This window comes from Streptosporangium sp. H13245, assembly GCF_055690525.1.
Genome location: NZ_JBSZKT010000002.1, coordinates 65,227 through 86,622 on the forward strand (window position 1 = coordinate 65,227; position 21,396 = coordinate 86,622).

General features: G+C 70.9%; 22 protein-coding genes. 11 read left to right on the plus strand and 11 right to left on the minus strand.

Annotation, left to right across the window (positions count from 1 at the left end; translation table 11 throughout):
- Positions 1–73: 73 nt before the first annotated feature.
- A complete protein-coding gene (locus tag ACW9TB_RS04315; RefSeq protein ID WP_472746597.1) occupies positions 74–754 on the minus strand; it encodes a hypothetical protein in 681 nt (226 codons plus the stop codon).
- A gap of 129 nt (positions 755–883) precedes the next feature.
- On the opposite strand from ACW9TB_RS04315, the gene ACW9TB_RS04320 reads away from it, so the two are divergent.
- Positions 884–1,123 carry a hypothetical protein gene (locus ACW9TB_RS04320; RefSeq protein WP_472746598.1) on the plus strand — a complete coding sequence of 80 codons (240 nt, stop codon included), beginning with the start codon at positions 884–886 and terminating at the stop codon, positions 1,121–1,123.
- A 120-nt stretch (positions 1,124–1,243) separates the two neighbouring features.
- Complete coding sequence (locus ACW9TB_RS04325) at positions 1,244–1,540, plus strand: hypothetical protein (RefSeq protein ID WP_472746599.1); 297 nt, start codon at positions 1,244–1,246, stop codon at positions 1,538–1,540.
- A gap of 207 nt (positions 1,541–1,747) precedes the next feature.
- On the opposite strand, the gene ACW9TB_RS04330 is transcribed toward ACW9TB_RS04325, so the two are convergent.
- Entirely contained in the window at positions 1,748–2,377 is a 630-nt protein-coding gene (locus ACW9TB_RS04330) for a nucleoside/nucleotide kinase family protein (protein ID WP_472746600.1), read from the minus strand.
- 291 nt (positions 2,378–2,668) lie between these two features.
- Here ACW9TB_RS04330 and ACW9TB_RS04335 point away from each other — a divergent pair, with 291 nt between their 5' ends.
- Positions 2,669–3,064 carry an isoamylase early set domain-containing protein gene (locus ACW9TB_RS04335; RefSeq protein WP_472746601.1) on the plus strand — a complete coding sequence of 132 codons (396 nt, stop codon included), beginning with the start codon at positions 2,669–2,671 and terminating at the stop codon, positions 3,062–3,064.
- Positions 3,065–3,231: 167 nt separating this feature from the next.
- Here the strand turns inward: ACW9TB_RS04335 and ACW9TB_RS04340 are convergent, their stop codons facing one another.
- Positions 3,232–4,338: an acetate/propionate family kinase gene (locus tag ACW9TB_RS04340; RefSeq protein ID WP_472746602.1), complete on the minus strand. Its 1,107-nt coding sequence runs from the start codon at positions 4,336–4,338 to the stop codon at positions 3,232–3,234.
- Positions 4,339–4,651: 313 nt separating this feature from the next.
- Between ACW9TB_RS04340 and ACW9TB_RS04345 the strand changes: the two genes are divergently transcribed.
- On the plus strand, positions 4,652–5,020 hold the full coding sequence (locus ACW9TB_RS04345; RefSeq protein ID WP_472746603.1) for an STAS domain-containing protein: 369 nt from the start codon (positions 4,652–4,654) through the stop codon (positions 5,018–5,020).
- Positions 5,021–5,160: 140 nt separating this feature from the next.
- Here the strand turns inward: ACW9TB_RS04345 and ACW9TB_RS04350 are convergent, their stop codons facing one another.
- Entirely contained in the window at positions 5,161–5,379 is a 219-nt protein-coding gene (locus ACW9TB_RS04350) for an EF-hand domain-containing protein (protein ID WP_472746604.1), read from the minus strand.
- Positions 5,380–5,535: 156 nt separating this feature from the next.
- Here ACW9TB_RS04350 and ACW9TB_RS04355 point away from each other — a divergent pair, with 156 nt between their 5' ends.
- The 3 genes from ACW9TB_RS04355 to ACW9TB_RS04365 all read left to right on the plus strand — a co-directional run bounded on the left by ACW9TB_RS04355 (position 5,536) and on the right by ACW9TB_RS04365 (position 8,209).
- The gene (locus ACW9TB_RS04355; RefSeq protein WP_472746605.1) at positions 5,536–6,015 is read left to right on the plus strand and encodes a GNAT family N-acetyltransferase; all 480 of its coding nucleotides are present in this window, start codon (positions 5,536–5,538) and stop codon (positions 6,013–6,015) included.
- Positions 6,016–6,378: 363 nt separating this feature from the next.
- The gene (locus tag ACW9TB_RS04360; RefSeq protein WP_472746606.1) at positions 6,379–7,440 is read left to right on the plus strand and encodes a lytic polysaccharide monooxygenase; all 1,062 of its coding nucleotides are present in this window, start codon (positions 6,379–6,381) and stop codon (positions 7,438–7,440) included.
- A gap of 178 nt (positions 7,441–7,618) precedes the next feature.
- Positions 7,619–8,209: a cellulose binding domain-containing protein gene (locus ACW9TB_RS04365; RefSeq protein WP_472746607.1), complete on the plus strand. Its 591-nt coding sequence runs from the start codon at positions 7,619–7,621 to the stop codon at positions 8,207–8,209.
- A gap of 95 nt (positions 8,210–8,304) precedes the next feature.
- On the opposite strand, the gene ACW9TB_RS04370 is transcribed toward ACW9TB_RS04365, so the two are convergent.
- Positions 8,305–8,550 (minus strand): type B 50S ribosomal protein L31, encoded by a 246-nt coding sequence (locus ACW9TB_RS04370; protein ID WP_472746608.1) that lies wholly within the window; start codon positions 8,548–8,550, stop codon positions 8,305–8,307.
- Between the two features lie 2 nt (positions 8,551–8,552).
- Complete coding sequence (gene rpmG / locus ACW9TB_RS04375) at positions 8,553–8,717, minus strand: 50S ribosomal protein L33 (RefSeq protein ID WP_472746609.1); 165 nt, start codon at positions 8,715–8,717, stop codon at positions 8,553–8,555.
- Positions 8,718–8,936: 219 nt separating this feature from the next.
- On the opposite strand from rpmG, the gene ACW9TB_RS04380 reads away from it, so the two are divergent.
- Entirely contained in the window at positions 8,937–10,676 is a 1,740-nt protein-coding gene (locus tag ACW9TB_RS04380) for a sialidase family protein (RefSeq protein WP_472746610.1), read from the plus strand.
- A 127-nt stretch (positions 10,677–10,803) separates the two neighbouring features.
- Positions 10,804–13,233 carry a Tex family protein gene (locus ACW9TB_RS04385; protein ID WP_472746611.1) on the plus strand — a complete coding sequence of 810 codons (2,430 nt, stop codon included), beginning with the start codon at positions 10,804–10,806 and terminating at the stop codon, positions 13,231–13,233.
- Positions 13,234–13,410: 177 nt separating this feature from the next.
- Here the strand turns inward: ACW9TB_RS04385 and ACW9TB_RS04390 are convergent, their stop codons facing one another.
- Positions 13,411–13,608, minus strand: coding sequence for a hypothetical protein (locus ACW9TB_RS04390; protein ID WP_472746612.1), 198 nt, complete (start codon positions 13,606–13,608; stop codon positions 13,411–13,413).
- 3 nt (positions 13,609–13,611) lie between these two features.
- On the minus strand, positions 13,612–14,160 hold the full coding sequence (locus ACW9TB_RS04395) for a GNAT family N-acetyltransferase (RefSeq protein WP_472746613.1): 549 nt from the start codon (positions 14,158–14,160) through the stop codon (positions 13,612–13,614).
- A 776-nt stretch (positions 14,161–14,936) separates the two neighbouring features.
- On the opposite strand from ACW9TB_RS04395, the gene ACW9TB_RS04400 reads away from it, so the two are divergent.
- Together ACW9TB_RS04400 and ACW9TB_RS04405 are read left to right on the plus strand one after the other, a co-directional pair.
- Positions 14,937–16,343 (plus strand): ricin-type beta-trefoil lectin domain protein, encoded by a 1,407-nt coding sequence (locus ACW9TB_RS04400; RefSeq protein ID WP_472746614.1) that lies wholly within the window; start codon positions 14,937–14,939, stop codon positions 16,341–16,343.
- A 45-nt stretch (positions 16,344–16,388) separates the two neighbouring features.
- Entirely contained in the window at positions 16,389–17,708 is a 1,320-nt protein-coding gene (locus ACW9TB_RS04405; RefSeq protein ID WP_472746615.1) for a ricin-type beta-trefoil lectin domain protein, read from the plus strand.
- Between the two features lie 237 nt (positions 17,709–17,945).
- Here the strand turns inward: ACW9TB_RS04405 and ACW9TB_RS04410 are convergent, their stop codons facing one another.
- From ACW9TB_RS04410 to ACW9TB_RS04420, 3 genes are all read right to left on the minus strand, one after another.
- Positions 17,946–18,803, minus strand: a complete 858-nt coding sequence (locus tag ACW9TB_RS04410; protein WP_472746616.1) for an MOSC domain-containing protein — start codon at positions 18,801–18,803, stop codon at positions 17,946–17,948.
- Positions 18,804–18,900: 97 nt separating this feature from the next.
- Positions 18,901–20,343, minus strand: coding sequence for a WGR domain-containing protein (locus ACW9TB_RS04415; protein WP_472746617.1), 1,443 nt, complete (start codon positions 20,341–20,343; stop codon positions 18,901–18,903).
- A 66-nt stretch (positions 20,344–20,409) separates the two neighbouring features.
- On the minus strand, positions 20,410–21,387 hold the full coding sequence (locus ACW9TB_RS04420; RefSeq protein WP_472746618.1) for a phosphotriesterase family protein: 978 nt from the start codon (positions 21,385–21,387) through the stop codon (positions 20,410–20,412).
- Between the last annotated feature and the right edge of the window lie 9 nt (positions 21,388–21,396).

Below are 21,396 nucleotides of genomic sequence, written 5' to 3' on the forward strand. Positions count from 1 at the left end.
ACGACGCCCGGCACGCACAAACGGGGAGCACGGGGAACGCGGGCCCACCCGCCGGGCGAGCCCCGCCCGGTGGTCAGCGTCGCCGTACCCGGTAGGCGAGGGCGGAGAGGGCGGCGACCCCCAGGAGCGCCGTCACCACGTACGAGGGCCGCCACCAGGATCGCTGTTCCACGACCGCGACGGTGGTCGTCTCCCCTGACGAGCCCCCGGCGGGCGCCGCCGCCGGGGTGGCGACGGGCGTGGGGGTGGCGGCCCTGGAGGGCGGGACGCCGGGAGTGACGTCGCCGACGGGGACGCTCGGCGGGCGGACGGCACCCCAGTGATCCTTCTGCGGCGGCTGGTTGGCGATCATCTGCCTGAACTCCCGGGGGACCGGGGCGACCTTCAGCCGCCCCGGCACGGTCAGGGTCCCGATCTCGTAGGGCGCGAACCAGCCCTGGATCCCCTTCACCGCCCACGTGCCCTTGGGCAGGGAGACCGCGGCGGCGTAGTGGGCGGGCTCCTTCAGCTCCACGCCGGGGAACCGGAGACTCCTCTCGCCGTCGGTGAACTCCAGCGCGACCTCTCCCAGTTCACTGCCCTGGTACGGGTGGGTGCCGTGCTGGAGCAGCCAGAAGCCGAGCGTGTACGTCGTGTCCGGGCTCGTCGCCGGGACCGGGTCCATCACGGTGAGCGCCCAGCCTCCCGCCCGCGCCGGGGCGCCGAGGGCAAGCAGGGGAACGATGAACGCCAGGAGGAAAAGGATTCGTCTCATGCGGGAGGTACACCGGCCGGGCCGATCGGGTTCCCGGTCACCTCCCGATCACCTTCCCGGTCACCGGGGGCGCGGGACCGACGGGCGGGGCCGTGGAGTCGAGGCCGAAAGCAGGGGTATGGACAGCGAATGAGCCTTCAGGAAGAACTGCGGCAGGTCGAAGAGGATTTGGGGAGACTGCGTGCCGAGGTCGCCGAGTTGCGCAGGCAGGTCGGGGAGGTCGGCCCCACCGACTCCACCGAGCGGGCGATGCTGATCAACCTGGCCGACGAGCAGGACATCCTCATCGGCGAGCTCGAAGCCAGGCGCGAGGGCCTTCTCAAGCGCCTCGGCGAGGAGGGGCACGCGAAACCCCGCGAGACGACGTAGGGCGACGCGGGACGACGCGGCCCACGCCTCCGGCGAAGCTTCCACCTGCGGTTCGCCACATTCGGTTACCACCGATTTCCGAGGGTAACCATAAGAACGAACCATCATCAGGGGGATGAAATGATCAATACGCTTCACAAGATGGGCTTGAAGTCCAGCATGATGTACGTCGCCGGACTCGCCTCGATCGGCGCGTCGGTCGCGGTGTGGTTCACGTCGAACTCGAAGGAGAGCGCGGGGGTCGACCGGGCGGACCGCTGGGGCATCTTCATCGGCGAGTGGGCGCCGACCTTCTTCGCGATAGGGATCGCGCTGCGCATGGAGGAGACCCGCGAGGAGATGCAGCCCTCGTCGGAGTACGACTCGTCCCGCGGTACGTACTCCGAGGGCAGGATGCCCTCACGCGCGGGCGTGTAGCGCCGCCACCGGAGGATCGAAAGCAGGGCGCGTCCCCAGGGGACGCGCCCCGCTTCCACGTCCGGCCTCCGCCCCGCCCCCTCGGTTCCCGTCCCGCTTCCGCGCCTTCCACGCTCAGCCTCGAACCCGGCCTTCGAGGCTCCCGCGCCTTCCACGCTCAGCCCCGGCCTTCGAGGCTTCCGCGTCCGGCCTCCGCCGGGAGACGGCTCACGACGGTGTGACCAGGGCCGGGTGTCTCGGGTCGTCGACGCGGACGACCACGTCGGCGGTCTCCGCGGGGGCGACCTCCTCCTCGTAGCGCGCGTAGGCGGGCAGCGTCCAGTGCTGCTCGTCCGGGGTGCGCCGGGCGAGCGCGCCCGGTGAGAGCCTCAGGTGCACGGTCAGCTCGAACGGCAGCCCCCGGCCCAGCAGCAGGGGTCCGGCCAGCAGCAGCACGCCTCCCGGGGGGACCGTGACGTACGACGCGCGGGTGGCCCTGTCGATGACGCTGTTCCACAGCGTGGGCAGCACCTTCCCCGAGCGGCCGGGGTCGAGCGGCCCCAGGACCTCTCTGACCAGCCCGCCGTAGTCGAACCAGTCGGCGTAGAAGGAGTCCGGGTCGGTCCGGCCGTACTCGAAGCGGAGCGAGGCCGGGCGCAGGAAGTCGGCGGTGGAGACGCGGAGCACCTCCCTGCCGCGCGACCGGAGCGGGTCGGCCAGCGCGGCGGCGAGCTCCTCCGGCCGCGCCGCCGGAGCCCCGTCGAGCGCGACGCGCACCCAGGAGTCGCGGGGCCGCGCGGCCACCCGGTCGGCGAGTTCTTCCACCAGCGACGACGGGGAGATAGGCCGTATGTCCACCCCACCATCCTGGCCGACGCGCGCCCGCCTCCGACCGGTGGCCGGTCAACCATCATGGCCGGGTCAAGGTCGAACGTGATGCCGATCAAATATCGGTCTGTCCGGGTTGTCCCGCCGCTACGGGCGGTAACGATCCATATGGATCGACGGCTCGGCCGTGACCGGGCGTCGGCCTCCCGGTCGCGCCACGTCCATGTCGGCACGATCGGTAGTTGGCGTGATCTTCACGTCTTTCCGCAACCGAGATCACGGCACGTTACGCACGGAGACAGCGATGTCAGGAGGATTTCAGTGATCAAGCGCGGTAAGCCGACCAAGAACGGCCAGGTCAAGCTGACTTTCACCATAGCGGAGAGCCCGACCGTCGGAGGGGTCTCGCTGGTCGGCGACTTCAACGGCTGGGACCCCTACGCCCATCCCATGCAACGCAGGGACGACGGCACCTACCAGGTGAGCCTGATGGTTCCCGCACGGCAGCCCATCCGCTTCCGCTACCTCGCGGACGGCGGTGTGTGGTTCGACGACGCCGACGCCGACCACCACGACGAGCACGGCGGCCGGATCAACCCCGCGAACGTCCAGGAGGCTCCGGAGGGCCCCGGCGCGGCGCGTACTGCCGTCGGCAAGCCGATGCGGCAGACGCTCTCGGCCGGGCAGCCGGTCACGGCCTCGGTGGCCGCCCCCTGAGCACCTCGGTGACCGTTCGCAGGACGTGATCTCCTTCGTGGGACAGACCGTTCCACCGTCTCCGCGATCACCGTGGCGGCCCGCGCCTTCCCATCTCCGAAGAAGCCCGGAAGGGGCGGGCCGTCCCGTGGGGACGCGAGGGAACCCGGGGGAACTCGGGCGGGCCCTCACGGGTGCCGGGCGAGCGCGCCGAGGGTCTCCCTGGCGAGTTGCAGTTCCTCTCTCGGCCGGACCACCAGCACGGGCACAGACGCGCCGGGCGCGCTGACCGTCCCGTCGATGTCGAGGCCGGTACGGGCGGGCGGCTCGACACCGAGCAGCGAGAGCCTGTGGCAGACGGCCTCGCGGACCTCCGGCTGGTCCCAGCCGATCTCCCCGGTGAACACGAGCGCGTCGAGCCGGTCCAGGCTCGTCGCGGCGGCGGCGATCTCCCGGCTCACCCGGTGCGCGAACACCTCCAGGGCCAGCGCGGCGGCGGGGTCCCCGGAGGCGACCAGCTCCCGGGTGTCGCCCGACTTCCCGCCCGAGAGCCCGAGCAGCCCCGACCGGTGTTCCAGGCCGTCGCGCAGCTCGTCGAGCGTGAGCCGGGAGCCGGACAGCAGCCACAGCAGCATGCCGGGATCGACGCTCCCCGACCGCTTGCTCATCGGGACCCCCTCCAGCGGGGTGAACCCCATCGAGGTGTCCACGCTGCGGCCCTCGCGGACGGCGCACACCGAGGAACCTCCGCCGAGGTGGGTCAGCACGACCCGCAGGGTGCTCGCGGGCCGGTCGAGCATCTCCGCGGCCCGTTCCAGCGCCCAGGCGTACGACAGGCCGTGGAAGCCGTAGCGGCGCAGGCCGTAGCGGCTCCTCCACTCCTCGGGAAGCGCGTAGGTGACGGCACTGGCGGGGAGCCCGGCGTGGAAGGCGGTGTCGGGGCAGAGCACGTGCGGGATGCCGGGCAGCCTGCGCCGGGCGGCCTCGACGAGCGCGAGCGCGGGCGGCACGTGCAGCGGGGCGAGGTCGGCGTACTCCCCCACCGCCTCCAGCACGCCGTCGTCGACGACCGTCGGTTTCCGTACTGCCTCGCCCCCGTGGACGAGGCGGTGTCCGGCCGCGGCGAGATCGGGGGCGTCGTCGAGGAAGTCCGCGATCGCCCGCTCGGCCGCTCCGGGGTCGAGGCTCCGCTCGCTGTGCTCGGTGCGCAGGACCTGACCGTCCCGGACGAGGTGGAGCTGGAGGCTCGACGATCCCGCGTTGACGGTGAGCACCGCCGGATCAGTGGTTCCCATCTTCCAGGCGTGCCCGGGGGCGGGTGGGGCAAACGGTACCCGGTGGCGGGCCCGTCTCCCGTCACCCCGCGTGAGCGTCCGGAGGGAGGTCACCGGGGTTCGTCTCACCGCGACGACCTGGGACGGTGAGGTCCGGGAGCGAGGGCCGGAACGGGCCGTGACGTCCGGCCACCGGGCTTCCTGACCGCCGACGGTTCGCAATCACTTGTTGAACTGTCATGAGCGACGGGCGTACGGTGGAGCCAATGGCACCCGTCCTTCGTACGGCTCCCGACAGGGCGCTGTCTCCAACTGCCGTAGACAGCGGGGCAATATGACTCGACTTTCCGTAACCGTGGACGCGCACCCGTACTTCTCCGTGGTGACCCTGGTCGGCGATCTGGACAAGTCCTCGGCACCTCTGCTTGAGGAAAGACTCGCGGAGTTCATGAGGCGTGGTCACATCTGTCTGGTCGTCGACACGACGGGGCTGGGGTTCTGCGATTCCACGGGCATCTGGGTGCTGCTGACGAGCCTGCGGCGCGCCTACGAGCAGAAGGGCTGGCTGCGCCTCGTCGGCGTACACGGGTTCCTCGGCCGCCTGCTCGACCTGACCAGGCTGCGAGAGGCGTTCCCCATCGACTCCACCATCGAGGAGTCACAGCGCGCGGTCTCCGACGGGCACATCCCCGTCCCGCGCTGATCCCCGCCGATTCCGGCCGCCGGGCCGCGTCCACCCCGTGACGGCGTCAAGCGGGCCGAACCGGGACTCCCCCGAACTCCCGGAAGGGCCGCCTGTCCGGGAACGGACAAGGCCGGTCGCTTCCGGGAGCGGGAGACGGATCAGTCGCGGGAGACCAGGCGGACGAACTCCTCGAACGAGAACCTGCCGTCGCCGTCGGAGTCGCCGTTCTGGTTCAGCGACCCGATGGCCTCGGCGGGCATGGCGGGAAAGTGCTCGCCGAACTCCCGCTCCGTGATGAATCCGTCGCCATCGGTGTCGATGGCCGCGAACGCCTGCCTGAGCTCCGCCAGCCGCTCCCCGTTGGGCTCTGTCGACATGGTGACCCGCCTCTCTCAACGACCCGCACTTCGATCAGCAGCCAACTTACGGGAGAAGTCCCCTGTGCAGCCACACGACCCCACATAACACGTTTTATCACCAAAAATCCGGTTTAACGGCCTGGACCGGCCACGGCCCACACCTAGACTTCGGGCATGATTCGCCCCGCAACGCCGGACGACGTCCCGGCGATCATCGACATGATCCGCGGACTCGCGGAGTACGAGAAAGCGCTGGACGAGGTCGAGAACACCCCCGGCATGCTCCACGAGGCGCTCTTCGGCCCCTCCCCCAGCGTGTTCTGCCACATCGCCGTCGACGGGGAGAGAATCGCGGGATTCGCGATCTGGTTCGTCTCCTACTCGACCTGGCTCGGCACCCACGGGATCTACCTCGAAGACCTCTTCGTCCATCCTGACCACCGGGGCGGCGGGTACGGCAAAAAGCTGCTCGCCGAACTGGCGGGCATCTGCGTGGAGCGCGGCTACGGGCGCTTCGAGTGGTCGGTGCTCGACTGGAACACCCCGGCCATCGACTTCTACCGGGCGATCGGCGCGGAACCGCTCGACGAGTGGGACAGGTACCGCCTCTCGGGACCCGCGCTGGAGAAAGTCGCGGCGGGAAGAACCCGGTAGCCCCACCGACGCCCCGCCCTCGCGCCGAAGACCGGCCGAAGCCCCTCTCGGCCGGTTTTCCGTTTTCCCGCTTTCCCTTTCTTCGTTTCCCCGGTTTTCCGATCAGCGTTCTGCCATGCCGCGGAGTCCCGCGCGAAAGCTCACCGCGCCACGCTCCGGCTGTGAACCTTTCATCTCCCGGAACCGCCCCATACCCTCCCTGAGCTGGTACGACGAGCCGTCACCGCGTCGCGGGAAAGGCGCTCCGTTTACACCCCGGGACCGGCGACCTAGAGTCCGTCTCGCGTGAGCGCCTCACCGCCATTGATCAGTGACTCGTCACCCCTCGAAAGGGAGGGTAATTCTGTGAGTAAATGGCGAAGTATGGCTGTCGCCGGTGTGGTCACGTTCATGACCGCGCTGCTCGCCGTCGTCCTCATTCCCCAGTCGGCCTCGGCGCACGGCGCCATGATGACGCCCGGCAGCCGGACCTTCTTCTGCTGGCAGGACGGTCTCTCCCCGCAGGGGAACATCGTGCCCATCAACCCGGCGTGCTCGGCGGCGGTGGCCCAGAGCGGGGCCAACTCGCTGTACAACTGGTTCAGCCTGCTGCGGTCCGACGGGGCCGGGCGAACGCGCGGGTTCATCCCCGACGGCCAGGTGTGCAGCGGCGGCAACCCCGGCTACAGCGGGTTCGACCTCCCGAGCGCCGACTGGCCGGTGACGCATCTGACCTCGGGCGCGTCCATCCAGTTCAAGTACAACAAGTGGGCCGCCCACCCCGGCTGGTTCTACCTCTACATCACCAAGGACGGCTGGAACCCCAACCGGGCGCTGACCTGGGATGACCTGGAGACCAACCCCTTCCACACGGCCGACCACCCGCAGAGCGTCGGCTCCCCGGGCACCAACGACGCCCACTACTACTGGAACGCCACGCTCCCTTCGGGCAAGTCGGGCCGCCACATCATCTACTCGGTGTGGAAGCGCTCCGACAGTAACGAGACGTTCTACAACTGCTCCGACGTCGTCTTCGACGGCGGCAACGGCCAGGTGACCGGCGTCGGACGGCCGGGCACCACGCCCACCCCGAACCCGACCCCCACCCCGACGCCGACGCCGACCGTGACGCCGACCCCCGGGCCCGGCGGAGCGTGCACCGCCTCCTACCGGACCGTCAGCTCCTGGTCGGGCGGCTTCCAGGCCGAGGTGACCGTGAGCAACCCGGGCTCGGCCGCCCTCAACGGCTGGACGGCGAGGTGGACACTCGGCAGCGGTAGCACCGTGAACAGCCTGTGGAACGCCACACACACCACGTCCGGGTCCACCGTCACGGCCAAGAACGTCGACTGGAACCGGACGTTGGCGGGCGGTAGCTCGACCACCTTCGGATTCACCGGCACGGGCACCAGCGGCACCCCCTCCGTCACCTGCTCCAGCCCCTAGCGGGACACGGTCCCCGCCGGGCACCACCCCGGCGGGGACCGACCCGCGCCCGCCCCCTTCCACCGCACCACCGCACCGACAGACCAGCGAACCGGTAGACCGCCGGGCCGCCGGATCCGCGCCGGATCACCGCCTCCCCACGGCCGCCGCGCCCTCGTGAAAGGGCGGAAGGAGTCCTGTGCCGCCCACCACGAAGATCGCGCCACTGCTGGGCCTCGTCTCTCTCGGAGCGGCGGTGGCCCTGGTCTCGTCGGCCTGCGCCGCCCAGACGCCGGAAAAAGGGCACGCCGTGGCGCACCCGCCCTCCCAGCACGCCACCCCGATGCCCCCGCCCGCTCCCGAGAACACTCCCGCTGCCCCCGGAAACACCCCCGCGCCCCCAACCGCCCCCGGAAACACCTCCGCGTCCCCGTCTGCCCCCGGAAACGCCCGCCGGAACACCCCGGCAACGGCCACGACAGCGGCCTCCGCGAGGTGCCGGGCGACGGTCACCCTGGTGGAGTCATGGCCCGGTGGCTACCGGGGCGCCGCGACGATCAGCAACACCACCGACCGGCCGATGCGCGACTGGTACATCCAGTGGATGCAGCCGCGCGAGGCGACCTTCACCCAGTCGTGGAACGGCACCCACATGCAGAGCGGTCCCGTCGCGATGCTCCACGCTCCCCCCGAGAAGCCGTCGCTGCCGCCGGGGGCGACCGTCTCCGACATCGGTTTCGTGGGGGCCGCCACCGCTCCCCCGGACTTCACCGAGATCACCTGCGGCTGACGGGACCGGCGACCGTACCCGGCCCCCACCGGCCCGGACCGTACGCGGCACTCCCACCGCCGCGTGACCCGGCAGGGGCCGGGATCGGTCCGGCGTCAGCTCTTCCCGTAGCGCTGCTTGAAGCGCTCGACGCGCCCCGCCGTGTCGACGACCCGGCTGCGCCCGGTGTAGAAGGGGTGGCTCGCCGAGGAGACGTCGACGTCGACCAGCGGGTAGACGTTGCCGTCCTCCCACTCGACGGTCTTGCGGCTGGTGACGGTCGAACGGGTCAGGAAGGCGAAACCGGCGCTCGGGTCGCGGAAGACGACCGGGTGGTAGTCGGGGTGGATGTCCTTCTTCATAACTATCTGTCCTCTCGGAACGGGACGTGCTGGCGGACGATCGGGTCGTACTTGACGAGGGTGAGCCGGTCGGGGTCGTTACGCCGGTTCTTGCGGGTCACGTAGGTGAAACCGGTGCCCGCCGTGGACCTCAGCCTGATCACTGGGCGCACCTCGTTCCTGGCCACGGTCGGCTCCTCTCGGGGTGGTGGATTGCACGATGCCGACGATAACGGTTTTCATTTGCCCGGTATTCCCGCCCGGACATTCACCCCCGAAGCGGCACAGATCCCGTGTCACCCCGCCGCCGTACCGCACCTGCCGTGAGTGTGAGCGCGGGACGACGGCCGTGTGGGCGTCACCTCCCGGTAACCTCCCGTCCATCCGCCCCCTGTTCGCTGTGATCCATGCCCTGGCCGGAAACCGAGATCGTCGGATCAGATGTCAGCCGTCCAGTCATCGTGTACGGCAAGGTCGACAGGAGTCCCGACGGAGAGCTCGCCCACGAGGGCAACAGGGTTCCCGACATCGTCGCCCTGGACCACCGGCGGCTGGTGGTCGCCTGGCGGGCCGGTGTCAGGGACGCGCGGGACCCGACGCCGACCGATCAGGGATCCATCCTGTACGCCCGCTCGGAGGACGGCGGCCTGACCTGGACGACGGGAACGCTGGCCGCCGCCACCGCCACGACCCGCTACCACTACGTGATCTTCCTCAACGACGCGGGCACGCTGTACGCGCTGCTCGGCCTGATCTCCGTCGAGCGCGACCGCGACCGCGAGGGCGACGTCGACGGCTTCCCCACCTCACTGGTCGTCAGGAGGAGCACCGACGGCGGCCGTACGTGGACCGCCTTCCCCGTCACCGTCGACGTGCCGGACAACGGCAGGGGCGTGGTCGTCGCGGGCAAGCCGCTGCGGCTCGGCGGCGTGTGGCTGGTGCCGTACTGGCGGCACTCCGGCGGTACGAACAAGGCGGGCGTGCTGCGCTCGGCCGACCTGAGGACCTGGACCTCGGGCGGGATCGCGGAGAACCCGCCGGGGGTCGCGATCGAGGAGCCGCAGATCGCGCTCTCCCAGAACGAGCCGGGGACGCTCGTGATGGTGACCCGCGCCCTGGACCTGCGGAGCGGCACCTCGGCGGCGGCGCGCGACGCCCGCTACCGCTCGGGCGCGGCCCACAGCGCCACGGCGACCAGCACCGACGGCGGGCTGACGTGGTCGCCGCTCAGGCTGGACCCGGACCTGCCCAACTACTACGTCAAGACGTTCTTCACCCGAGACTCCGCGGGACGCCACCTGGCCATCTTCAACACGCTGGCCGGGCCGTTCACCGGCTCCTCCGCGAGCAAGCCCGACCAGTACCGCGAGGTGCTCTACTACAAGGTCAGGCGGCCGGGCGAGCCCTGGGAACCGGCGCGGCTCTTCGCCGACGGTCCCCGGCTGACGAAGGGCGCGGCCCGGGGGTGGGACGTCTATCCCAGCGCCGACGAGTACGAGCCCGGCCGGTTCTTCGTCGCCTGGGAGCACAACCAGACCAACATCAAGGTCGCCAGGCTCGACATCTCCCGTCCCGCCTCCGACGCGCCCCTCGCCTCGGGCGACTGGACCGCGGGCGCGAACGCGAGGGGCTGGACGCTGGGCGGCGGCGCGCGGGCCGCCGGTGGCGGGCTCCGGCTCAGAAGCACCGGCACGGCGGCGTGCCGGGCGTCCTTCGCGCTCGACGCTTCCAAGGGATGCGACTTCACCCTGGAGTTCCGCGGCGGGGTGGACGACGACAGCGCGCTCGACCCGCGTACCGGCAACGGTGTCTGCCTCGGCGCGAAGGTGGCCAACGGCGCCAGGCGGCTCATGCTGACCGTGCAGCGGAGCGGGGTCTGGACGATGCGCAAGGGATCCGCCGTCTGGGAGAAGGTCTACTCGCTGGACACCGCCGGCCGGGCGGCGACCTGGAGGGTACGGGTGGACAGCGCCGGGACGGCCCGCCTGTTCAGGGACGGCACCGACACCGGGGCGACCTGGGTGATCCAGGACAGCAGGGAGAGCCCCCAGCTCACGCACTGGGTGACCGGCACCCCCGGCGGCAACGCGGCCGGGGCCACCGTCGAGTGGACCCGGCTGACCCCCACCTTCGAGGTGCTGCCCTGACTCTTCCGCTCCCGATACGGCCACGGGCTTCTTTTCCTGCTCTCATGTGATTCGTCCCTCCGGCTCCCCGGTCCGCCAGGGGGGTGAGGCGGTAGCTTGGGACTGCCATCACAGAGGAAGAGAGATCGTGACCACGTCTATTCATCAGCGGATCGCCGAAGAGCTGGGTGTGCGTGAGCGACAGGTGAGTGCGGCGGTGGACCTGCTCGACGGCGGGGCCACCGTGCCGTTCATCGCCCGCTACCGCAAGGAAGCCACCGAGATGCTCGACGACACGCAGTTGCGCACGCTGGAGGAGCGGCTGCGTTACCTGCGGGAGCTGGAGGAGCGACGCACCGCGATCCTGGAGTCGATCCAGGGCCAGGGCAAGCTCGACGACGACCTGCGGGCGCGGATCCTGGCGGCCGACTCCAAGGCCCGGCTGGAGGACATCTACCTTCCGTACAAGCCCAAGCGGCGGACCAAGGCGCAGATCGCCAGGGAGGCGGGGCTCGAACCGCTCGCCGACGGCCTGCTGGCCGACCCGTCGGTCGATCCGCGGGCCGCGGCGGAGGCGTTCGTCGGCGAGGGGGTGGCCGACGCGGCCGCCGCGCTGGAGGGTGCCCGCGCGATCCTGGTCGAGCGGTTCGGCGAGGACGCCGACCTGGTCGGCGAGCTGCGCGAGCGGATGTGGACGAAGGGCCGCCTGGTCGCGGCGGTCCGCGAGGGCAGGGAGGCGGAGGGCGCCAAGTTCTCCGACTACTTCGACTTCGCCGAGCCGTTCACCAAGCTGCCCTCGCACCGGATCCTGGCGATGTTCCGCGGGGAGAAGGAGGAGGTCCTCACCCTCACCTTGGAGCCGGAGCAGGAGCCCACCGGCACCTACGAGGGCCGCATCGCGCACCGCTTCGGCATCTCCGACCAGGGGCGGCCCGCCGACGCGTGGCTGGCCGACACGGTCCGCTGGGCCTGGCGCACCCGCGTCCTCGTCCACCTCGGCATCGACCTGCGGATGCGCATGTGGCAGGCCGCCGAGGAGGAGGCGGTGCGCGTGTTCGCCGCGAACCTGCGCGACCTGCTGCTCGCCGCGCCCGCCGGGAGCCGCGCGACCATGGGGCTGGACCCCGGGCTGCGCACCGGCGTGAAGGTCGCGGTGGTCGACGCGACCGGCAAGGTGCTGGCCACCGACACGATCTACCCCCACGAGCCGCGCCGCCAGTGGGACCAGTCCCTGGCGACCCTGGCCGCGCTGGCCAAGAAGCACGACGTCGAGCTCGTCTCGATCGGCAACGGCACTGCCTCGCGCGAGACCGACAAGCTCGCGGGCGAGCTGGTGAAGCTCGTCCCCGGCCTGACCAAGATCGTGGTGTCGGAGGCCGGGGCCTCGGTCTACTCCGCCTCCGCGTTCGCCTCCCAGGAGCTGCCCGGCATGGACGTGTCGCTGCGCGGCGCCGTGTCGATCGCCAGGCGGCTCCAGGACCCGCTGGCCGAACTGGTCAAGATCGATCCCAAGTCGATCGGCGTCGGCCAGTACCAGCACGACCTCGCCGAGACCAAGCTCTCCCGCTCGCTCGACGCCGTGGTGGAGGACTGCGTGAACGCGGTCGGCGTCGACGTCAACACCGCTTCCGCGCCGCTGCTCACCCGGGTCTCCGGCATCGGCTCCGGGCTCGCGGACAACATCGTCCAGCACCGCGACGCCAACGGCCCGTTCCGTTCCCGCAAGGCGCTGAAGGAGGTGCCCAGGCTCGGCCCGAAGGCCTTCGAGCAGTGCGCGGGCTTCCTGCGCATCCGCGACGGCGACGACCCGCTCGACACCTCCAGCGTGCACCCGGAGTCGTACCCGGTGGTGCGGCGCATCCTGAAGAGCACCGGCGGCGACCTCGCGTCCCTGATCGGCAACGGTACGGCGCTGCGGGCCCTGCGCCCGCAGGAGTTCGTGGACGACACCTTCGGCCTGCCGACCGTCACCGACATCCTCACCGAGCTGGAGAAGCCGGGTCGCGACCCGCGTCCCGCCTTCAAGACCGCGACCTTCAAGGAGGGCGTGGAGAAGCTCTCCGACCTCACGCCCGGCATGCTGCTGGAGGGCGTGGTCACCAACGTCGCCGCGTTCGGCGCGTTCGTCGACGTCGGCGTGCACCAGGACGGCCTGGTCCACGTGTCGGCGCTGTCGCACACCTTCGTCAAGGACCCGCGCGAGGTGGTCAAGCCCGGCGACATCGTCCGGGTGAAGGTGCTCGACGTCGACATCCCGCGCAAGCGCATCTCGCTCACCCTCCGGCTGGACGACGACGTCAAGCCCTCGGGCCCGCGAGGACCGCGCGACCAGCAGGGCGGCAGGCAGGGCGACGGCGGGCAGGGCGACGGCGGCGGCAGGCGCGGTGGCGGGCAGGGCGGCGCGCAGGGACGCGGCGGGCAGGGCGGCCAGGGCGGACAAGGCGGGCAGGGACGCGGCGACCGGCAGCGCCAGGAGGGCGGGGGACGGCAGCGCAACGCGCCGAGCGGCGCGATGGCCGACGCCCTGCGCCGCGCGGGACTCGACGGCTCCGGCCCCGACTCCGGCGGCAAACGCTAGAGGTCCGTACGGAGCGGTTCACCGGGCTCCGGCGACGAGCACTAAAAGCCCGTACGAGGCTCCGGCGGCGAACACCGGAGCCTCGTACGAAGCGGTTCACCAAGCTCCGGCGGCGGATGCCGGTCGTGGAGCCGCGCCACCGGCGTCCCGGCTCCGGCGGCGTTCGCCGACCTCCGCTCAGCGGGGGCGGCGGCCCCGGCGGAGGGCGGAGACGGCGAGGACGAGGCCGACGGCGAGGGTGGCCAGGCCGATCCAGAACCACTCCCGCGCACCGCTCATGGAGCTGCCGCCCACGTAGCCGAGACCCTGGAGCGCCCAGAGGCCGCCCGCCAGGACGAGCAGGACACCGAGGCCGACCGGCAGCCAGGTCTTCATCGCTCACAGATCCTTCGTCGTGGTGCGCGGGTCGTGGAACTCGGAGGCGAGGAGGCCGAACAGCACCTCGTCGACGAAGGCCCCGGCCACCCAGGCGTGCTCGCGGAGCACGCCCTCACGCCGGAAGCCGGTCTTCTCGGCGGCGGCGATCATCGCGCTGTTGGTGGCGAGCGTCTCCAGGCCCAGCCGGTACAGGCCGCGGATGCGGAAGGCGTAGTCGCACAGCACTCTCAGCGCGTCGGGGGCGTACCCGTGGCCGCGCGCCTCGGGGAGCAGCGAGATGCCCAGGTGCCCGTTGCGGTTGAGGGCGTCGATCCCCCAGACGATGCCGGACCCGAGCAGGTCCCCCGAGAGGGACTGGATGGCGAAGCCGACGTTGGCGGGGTCGGGCTTGCGCTGCTCGTAGCGGGCGATCGCCTGGTCGGCCGTCTGGGGCATCCAGGGCTCCGTGGTGGCCCCGGCCGTCGTCTCCACCTCGTCGTTCAGCCGGTGGAGCAGGCCCACGTCCTCCTTGGTGATGGCCCTGAGCAGGACCCTGTCTCCGCGAAGCATGAACGGAACCCTCACTGTCGATCGCCGGACGACGCGCAAAAGGGCTCGCCACCTTTCCGACATCACACCATACGAAAAGCCGGAAAGGACACCGAATAACGCCACGCCGCAGACGATCTACACGACTTCCACCACAGGGCACCAAACCACGCATGCGACACCGGACCGTACGATGCCACAGCCGGACACCGCGGCCCCGGCCGCCCGTTCCGCGACTTCTGACAGTAAATCCTGACATTGCCGCCCGTTGGAACGTTCCCTCCAGGCTTCCCTCGCCGACACATGCCTCCAGTTCACAGCGTTTCGCACAAACGGGAACCCGGAACCGTGAGGCTTTTTTTACTGCTTGTATTGACTAGAGAACGAAGCCTGCCTTAGGGTCCCGGGCAAGCGAGACCTTGCCGTGAAGGGACCCCCCATGACTCGCTTGCCCCGACGCCGCGTGGCGGCGGGCGCGACGACCGCGCTCACCCCACCGCCCTGACCACACCCGTCACGAGTGTGAGGCGCACTGGCCGCCCCCCGCCCGTGAAGGCTCCCTTCTCCCTGCCGTATCCGTCGCGGCAGGGCCCGGGACGCGCCGAGCAGCGCGTGCCGCCGCATGGCGGGCCCACCAGGGCCACCGTACGGCCGCCCGCGGAAGGCACGCTCGCCGCGTCCGGCACCACCCGCATGTCACCCCCTGATACGGGTCGTGACGTCACGCGCGCGCCGCGTCCCCACCGGGGCGGGGCGTACCCGTACGTCAGCTCCCCAAGACGGAAGGAAACTCGCGCATGGACAACGGACAGCCGTCTCCCCGGCGCCGTCGCATGTCGCTCCCCACCACTCTCGGCGGGATGTTCACCGTCGTCGCCCTCGCCCTCGCCAGCGTGGCGACCGCGTCGCCGGCCGCCGCCGCCACCGGGCAGATCACCGGTATCGGCGGCAAGTGCGTCGACGTCGCCGCGGCCAGCAGCGCCAACGGCACCCCCATCCAGCTGTACGACTGCAACGGCAGCACGGCGCAGCAGTGGAGCCGCAACGGTGACGGCACCGTGCGCGCCCTGGGCAAGTGCCTGGACATCACCGCGGCCTCCACCGCCAACGGGGCGCAGATCCAGCTGTACGACTGCAATGGCACCGCCGCCCAGCAGTGGAGCTACAACGCCACGACCCGGGATCTCGTGAACCCGGCCGCCAACAAGTGCCTGGACGCCACCGGACAGTCCAGCGCCAACGGCACCCGCCTGCAGATCTGGACCTGCACCGGCACCGCCAACCAGAAGTGGACCGCCCCGAGCGACGGCGGCACCCAGCCTCCCCCGGCCGGGAAGATGGCCGGAGCCCCGTACCTCTACATGGGCTGGGGCAACCCGCCGAGCCCGGCGACGATCATGAGCACCACCGGCGTGAAGTCCTTCACCATGGCGTTCATCCTGTCCGGCGGCGGCTGCACCCCGCGCTGGGACGGCTCCAGGCCGCTGACCGGCGGCACCGACCAGGCCGCGATCAACCAGATCAAGGCCGCGGGCGGCAGCGTCCAGGTCTCCTTCGGCGGCTGGTCGGGCAACAAGCTCGGCCCGAACTGCTCCACCCCGGCCGCCTACGCCGGCGCGGTGCAGCAGGTCATCAACGCCGTCGGCCCCGCGGTCGTCGACTTCGACATCGAGAACAACGACGAGTTCGAGAACTTCACCGTCCAGGACCGCATCCTCAACGGCCTGAAGATCGTCAAGCAGAACAACCCGAACGTCAAGATCGCCGTCACCTTCGGCACCGGGATCAACGGCCCCAGCTCGACCGGCGTCCGCCTGATCAACCAGGCCAAGGCGCTCAACGTGCCGATCGACAACTACACGATCATGCCGTTCAACTTCGGCGCCTCGAACATCTACAACGCCACCGTCAGCTCCTCCGAGGGCCTGAAGAACGCGCTCAAGGCCGCCAACGGCTGGACCGACGCGCAGGCGTACGCCCGGATGGGCATCTCCGGCATGAACGGCCTGTCCGACCAGGGCGAGCTGACCACCACCCAGGCGTGGACCCAGATCCGCGACTGGGCCAAGTCCAAGGGCCTGACCCGGCTGGCCTACTGGGCGGTCAACCGCGACCGTCCCTGCCCCGGCGGCAACGCGTCCTCCGAGTGCAGCGGCATCTCCCAGCCCAACTGGGAGTTCACCCGCATCACGGCCGGTTTCTAGGCCGTGGCCCCCTTCCAGCGGACACCGGCTCGAAAGGAACAGCCGATGATCTCCACCAGCCCGGCGCACCTTACCGGCCCCCGCCCCGCGCGGACCCGGCTCGCGCGGATCGGCGGCCTCCTCGCCGCGACGCTCCTCGCCCTCGGCTCCGCCACGCTCGTCCCCTCCCAGGCGGGCGCCGCGCAGTCCACCGCCCAGGCGGCTCTGGCGGCCCCCGCGCCCGGCCCCCTCGTGTGGTCGGACGAGTTCAACGCCGCCTCCGGCGCCGGTCCCGACACCTCCAAGTGGCGCCGGGACGTCGGTGGCGGCGGCTGGGGGAACAACGAGCGGCAGTACTACACGGCGGGCAACGAGAACATCGCCCACGACGGCGCAGGCAACCTGGTCATCACCGCGCGCAAGGGCAACCCCGCGGGGCTCGGCTGCTGGTACGGCTCGTGCGAGTACACCTCGGGCAAGCTGACCACCGCCGCGACCTTCACCCGTGCCTACGGCCGCTTCGAGGCGCGGATGAAGCTCCCCCGGGGCAAGGGCATGTGGCCCGCGTTCTGGATGCTGGGCACCGGGGGCGCCCCCTGGCCGTCCAACGGCGAGATCGACATCATGGAGAACGTCGGCACCGTCCCCGGACAGGTGCTCGGCAGCCTCCACGGCCCCGGCTACTCGGGGGGCAGCCCGCTGAGCGGCAGCTACAACCTCCCCGCGGGCCAGGCCTTCGCCGACGCCTTCCACACCTTCGCCGTCGACTGGGAACCCGGCGCGGTGACCTGGTACATGGACGGCATCCAGTTCTCCAGGAAGACCCCCGCCGACACGCGGGGCAACCCCTGGGTCTACGACCACCCGTTCTTCATGATCCTCAACCTGGCCGTCGGCGGGAACTGGCCCGGCTCGCCCGACGCCTCGACCAGCTTCCCCCAGCAGCTCACCGTCGACTACGTCCGCGTCTACGCCCCGCCCAGCGGTGGCGGCGGCGGCCGTACGGGACAGATCACCGGTATCGGCGGCAAGTGCGTCGACGTCGCCGCGGCCAGCAGCGCCAACGGCACCCCCATCCAGCTGTACGACTGCAACGGCAGCGGCGCCCAGCAGTGGACCCTGGGCACCGACGGCACCGTGCGCGCCCTCGGCAAGTGCCTTGACGTCACCGCCGCCTCCACCGCCGACGGAGCGAAGATCCAGCTGTACGACTGCAACGGCACCGCCGCCCAGCGGTGGAGCTACAACGCCGCGACCCGGGACCTCGTGAACCCGGCCGCCAACAAGTGCCTGGACGCCACCGGCCAGTCCAGCGCCAACGGCACCCGCCTGCAGATCTGGACCTGCACCGGTACCGCCAACCAGAAGTGGACCGCCCCGGCCTGATCCACCCCGCCTCGGGCCGTCTCGGCCCGAGGCGGGCCACCCCGGGCCACCCCGGGCTGTCTCAGGCTGTCTCGGCCCGTCGCGGGCCGGAACCCTCCCCCCTCGGTTCCGGCCCGCGACGGGCTTTCCCGGTCGTGACGGGCTTCCCTGATTCACTCGAAACGCCTCGGGGCGTGTGCTCGATATCTGACATTCCAGGGCGAGAAAAACCTCCCCCAAAACCTCAGGCGGCCCCCCTCACGACGTGGTGACCACGTCGCCGACCGCGATCGTCCCGAAGGCGCGCGGGATGCCGAGCCGCCCGAACATGACGCCTCGGTCGCCGTCGAAGACCCGGGTCCGGTAACCGGCCAGGGTCCGGAGGGGTTCGCCGCCCTTGCGCCCGGAGTCCTGGTCGACGTTGATGATGACGCAACGCCCGCAGGGCTTGGTCAGCTCGACCTCGGCGGCGCCGATTCGCAGCCTGGAGACCGTGTCCTCGCCGTAGGGGCCCAGGCCCTCCAGCACGACGTTGGGCCGGAACCGGTCCATCGGCAGCGGGTGGTCCACGCGCAGGTTCAGGTCGTCGAGGGACTCGCGCGACAGCACGGAGAGCGGATGGCCGTCGGCGAACGCCAGCGTGCCGCCGCCCCGCGCGGTGGGCCGGGTACCGGTGAAACGGACCAGGCGGCAGGGCGGTCCGAGGAGCTCGGAGAACCACACGGCGGCCTCCTCTCCCTGGTCCACGCCCTGGCAGGGCTTCCCGTGCACGGTCACGTCCAGCGCGGGACCGTCCACCGGCTTGTGGGCCAGGGACGCCGCCCCCGGCGCGCCCACGACGAGCTCCACCCCGTCGTACGCGGGCCGCAGCGTCGCCAGCCGGGGCACCTCCCGCTGTGACAGGTGCCGCAGGTCCGGCCGGACCAGCATGAACTCCCGGTCGTGCCGCAGCCCGGCCGGTGTCAGCTCGGCACGGGCCAGGGAGGTGCCGCCCGCGCTCTTGATCGGGAAGACGTTCAACCCAGCGACGACGGCGATCGCGATCGCGCTCTCCCCGCCGCGCGCCGAGCGCTCCCCCGCCTTCGCCCCGGTCTCCTCGCGGATGTCGTGCGTCATGTATCGGACGCTAGGACATCCACCCGGAAAAGAGACCGGGGAGGGGCGGTATCTAACAAAATCTCGTCAGTTTAACGAGCGTCCATCCGGCGGGAGGTCAGAGCAGGCGCCTGATGTCCCCGTACGCGCGGTAGAAACCGCCCCGCTCGGAGAAGCGGACGCCCTCGACGAGGTAGCGGGCCCCGGCCTCGCGGACGCCCTTGGGGAACTGCACGTTCCGCCGTACGTCGTAGCCCTCGCTGAGGACCCGCACCCGGAGCCGGTCACCCTCGCGGAAGCACTCCAGCACCACGCCGTCGCCGGTGTCCGGGACGGTGTCGAACACCACGGTCTCCAGCGTGACGGCGGGCTCCACCACCGCCAGCCCGGCGGACGCCTTGACGTCGACCGCCTCGGGGAGGGTGCCGTCCTGGGCCGCCCTGATCGCCTCCTCGGTGGCGTCGATGCAGGCCAGGGTGCCGTCGGTCGTCACGATGTAGAGGCGGTCGTCGAGATACTGCATGGAGAAGGCGGAACCGCAGCCGGTGGCCAGCTTCCACAGGCGCTCGCCGCTCTGGTCGAAGCAGTAGATCGAGGAGTGGTTGTCCCCGGCGAAGACGTACCGGCCGCCGGGGGCGGTGGCGCAGGAGAAGACGGTGGCGTCGCAGCGGTAGACCGCCTGGGAGGCGCCGTCCGACTTGCGCAGGCGGTGCACGGTGGAGCGCGCGGTGCCCGCGTAGACCGAGTCGGCCTCCTGCCAGCCGAACAGCACCGCGCCGTTGATGGGCGTCTCCCAGACCGGCGCGCCGTCGGCGGCGTCGTAGCGGGCCACCCCGGTGGAGTGACCGTGGTAGACGGCCTCGTCGTCGCAGCGGACCATCCAGGCCGAGTCGCCCCTGCCCTTGCGCGCCCACTGGAACTCGTCCTCGTGGTCGATCGTGGTGATCCGCCCCGCGCGGTCGGAGACGCCCAGCACGCCGTCGTGGATGTCGAGCCAGTAGATGTCGACGTCCTCGGCGATCTCGTACGCGACCCTCGGGACTTTGCCGCCGAGGTCGTAGACCTTGCCGTCGTCGGCGCCCGCGTAGATCCAGAAGTCGTCGCCGACGATGCACTTGACCCCGTCGGGCAGCTTGAAGCGGCCGGTGACGGTGCCGCCGTGGGTGACGGTGTAGACGTCGCCGCGCTGGTTGCCGACCCAGCAGCGCTCGGAGTCGACGAAGATGCCGAACGCCGCCGCGCCGCTGGCGAAGCGCCAGAGCACCGGCGCCTGGGTGGCGGTGGAACGGACGCTCTCCACGCTGCGCCGGGTGACCGCGCGGCGCTGGCGCACCCCCTGGACGGCCGGGGCGTACCCCTTGCGGACCTTCTCGTTGATCTTCTTCGCGGCGGCGGCCTGGGCCTTCGCCTCGCTCGCGAACGCCGACGCCTTGGCCTGGCCCGACTCGCCGATGCGGCCGTACCTGATCGTCACCTCGGTCCCATCGACCACGACCTCGTAGAACTTGTGCGAGCTTCCGCCGTCCTCGGACAGTTCCAGGTAAGTGCTCCGCGCGGCCATGCTCCACCTTCTCGGTCGATCGACTTTCCGGGAGCGTATGGCAGCCGTACGACAAATAATGAAAAGTCAGGAAAAGTAGCGGCGGGGATTGTCGATCAGCATCTGGTCCACCTGCGCGTCGCTCACCCCGGCCGCACGCAGGGCGGGGAGCACGTCGTCGTGGATGTGGCCGAAGTGCCAGTTGGGCGCGGCCAGCGGTATGCCCTCGTCCCACGCCTCGCCGAAGTAGTCCATGAAGCACGCGCTGTCGTGGCTGAGCACCATCCGGTCGGCGTAGCCCCGCTCGCAGAGCGCGGCGACGGTGGCGATCCGCGACGCCGTGGAGTTGTAGGCGTCCAGCCCGAAGCGGTCCATGCCGAGCGTCGCCCCCGTGTCGGCCAGCCGCATCAGGTGGTCGAGGTCGTTGGAGTCGCCCGAGTGCCCGAGCACGACCCTGGCCGGGTCGACCCCCTCCTTCTGGAACAGGTCCAGGACGACCAGCCCGCTCCCGGTGGAGGGGTTGGTGTGCACGGTGATCGGCACGCCGGTCCGCAGGTGGGCCTGGGCGACCGCCCGGCAGATCCGCTCGACGCCGGGGGTGAGTCCCTTGCTCTCGATCGCGCACTTGAGGAGCGCGGCCCTGACCCCGGTGTCGGCGATGCCCTCGACGATGTCGCGGGAGAAGTCCTCGACCATCGGCTCGGGCACGTCCATCATCAGGCCGGGGCCCCGATGCTCGTACTGGTGCGGGACGTCGTCGAAGGTGTAGATGCCGGAGGCGACGACGATGTTCAGCTCCGGGACCTGGTCCGCCACCCGCAGCACGCGCGGGATGTAGCGGCCCAGCCCCCACACGGTCGGGTCGACGATGGTCCGCACCCCCCTGGCCGCGACCGCCCTGAGCTTGGTGACGGCGTCGGCCACCCGGTACTCCTCGTCCCACCACGTGCCCCTGCCGTAGTTGTCGACGTGCTCGGGGGAGAGGACGAAGACGTGCTCGTGCATGAGGGTCTGGCCCAGGTCGGCGACGTCGACGGGACCTCGGACGGTGTTCACGACCGGCATGCGCGTCCT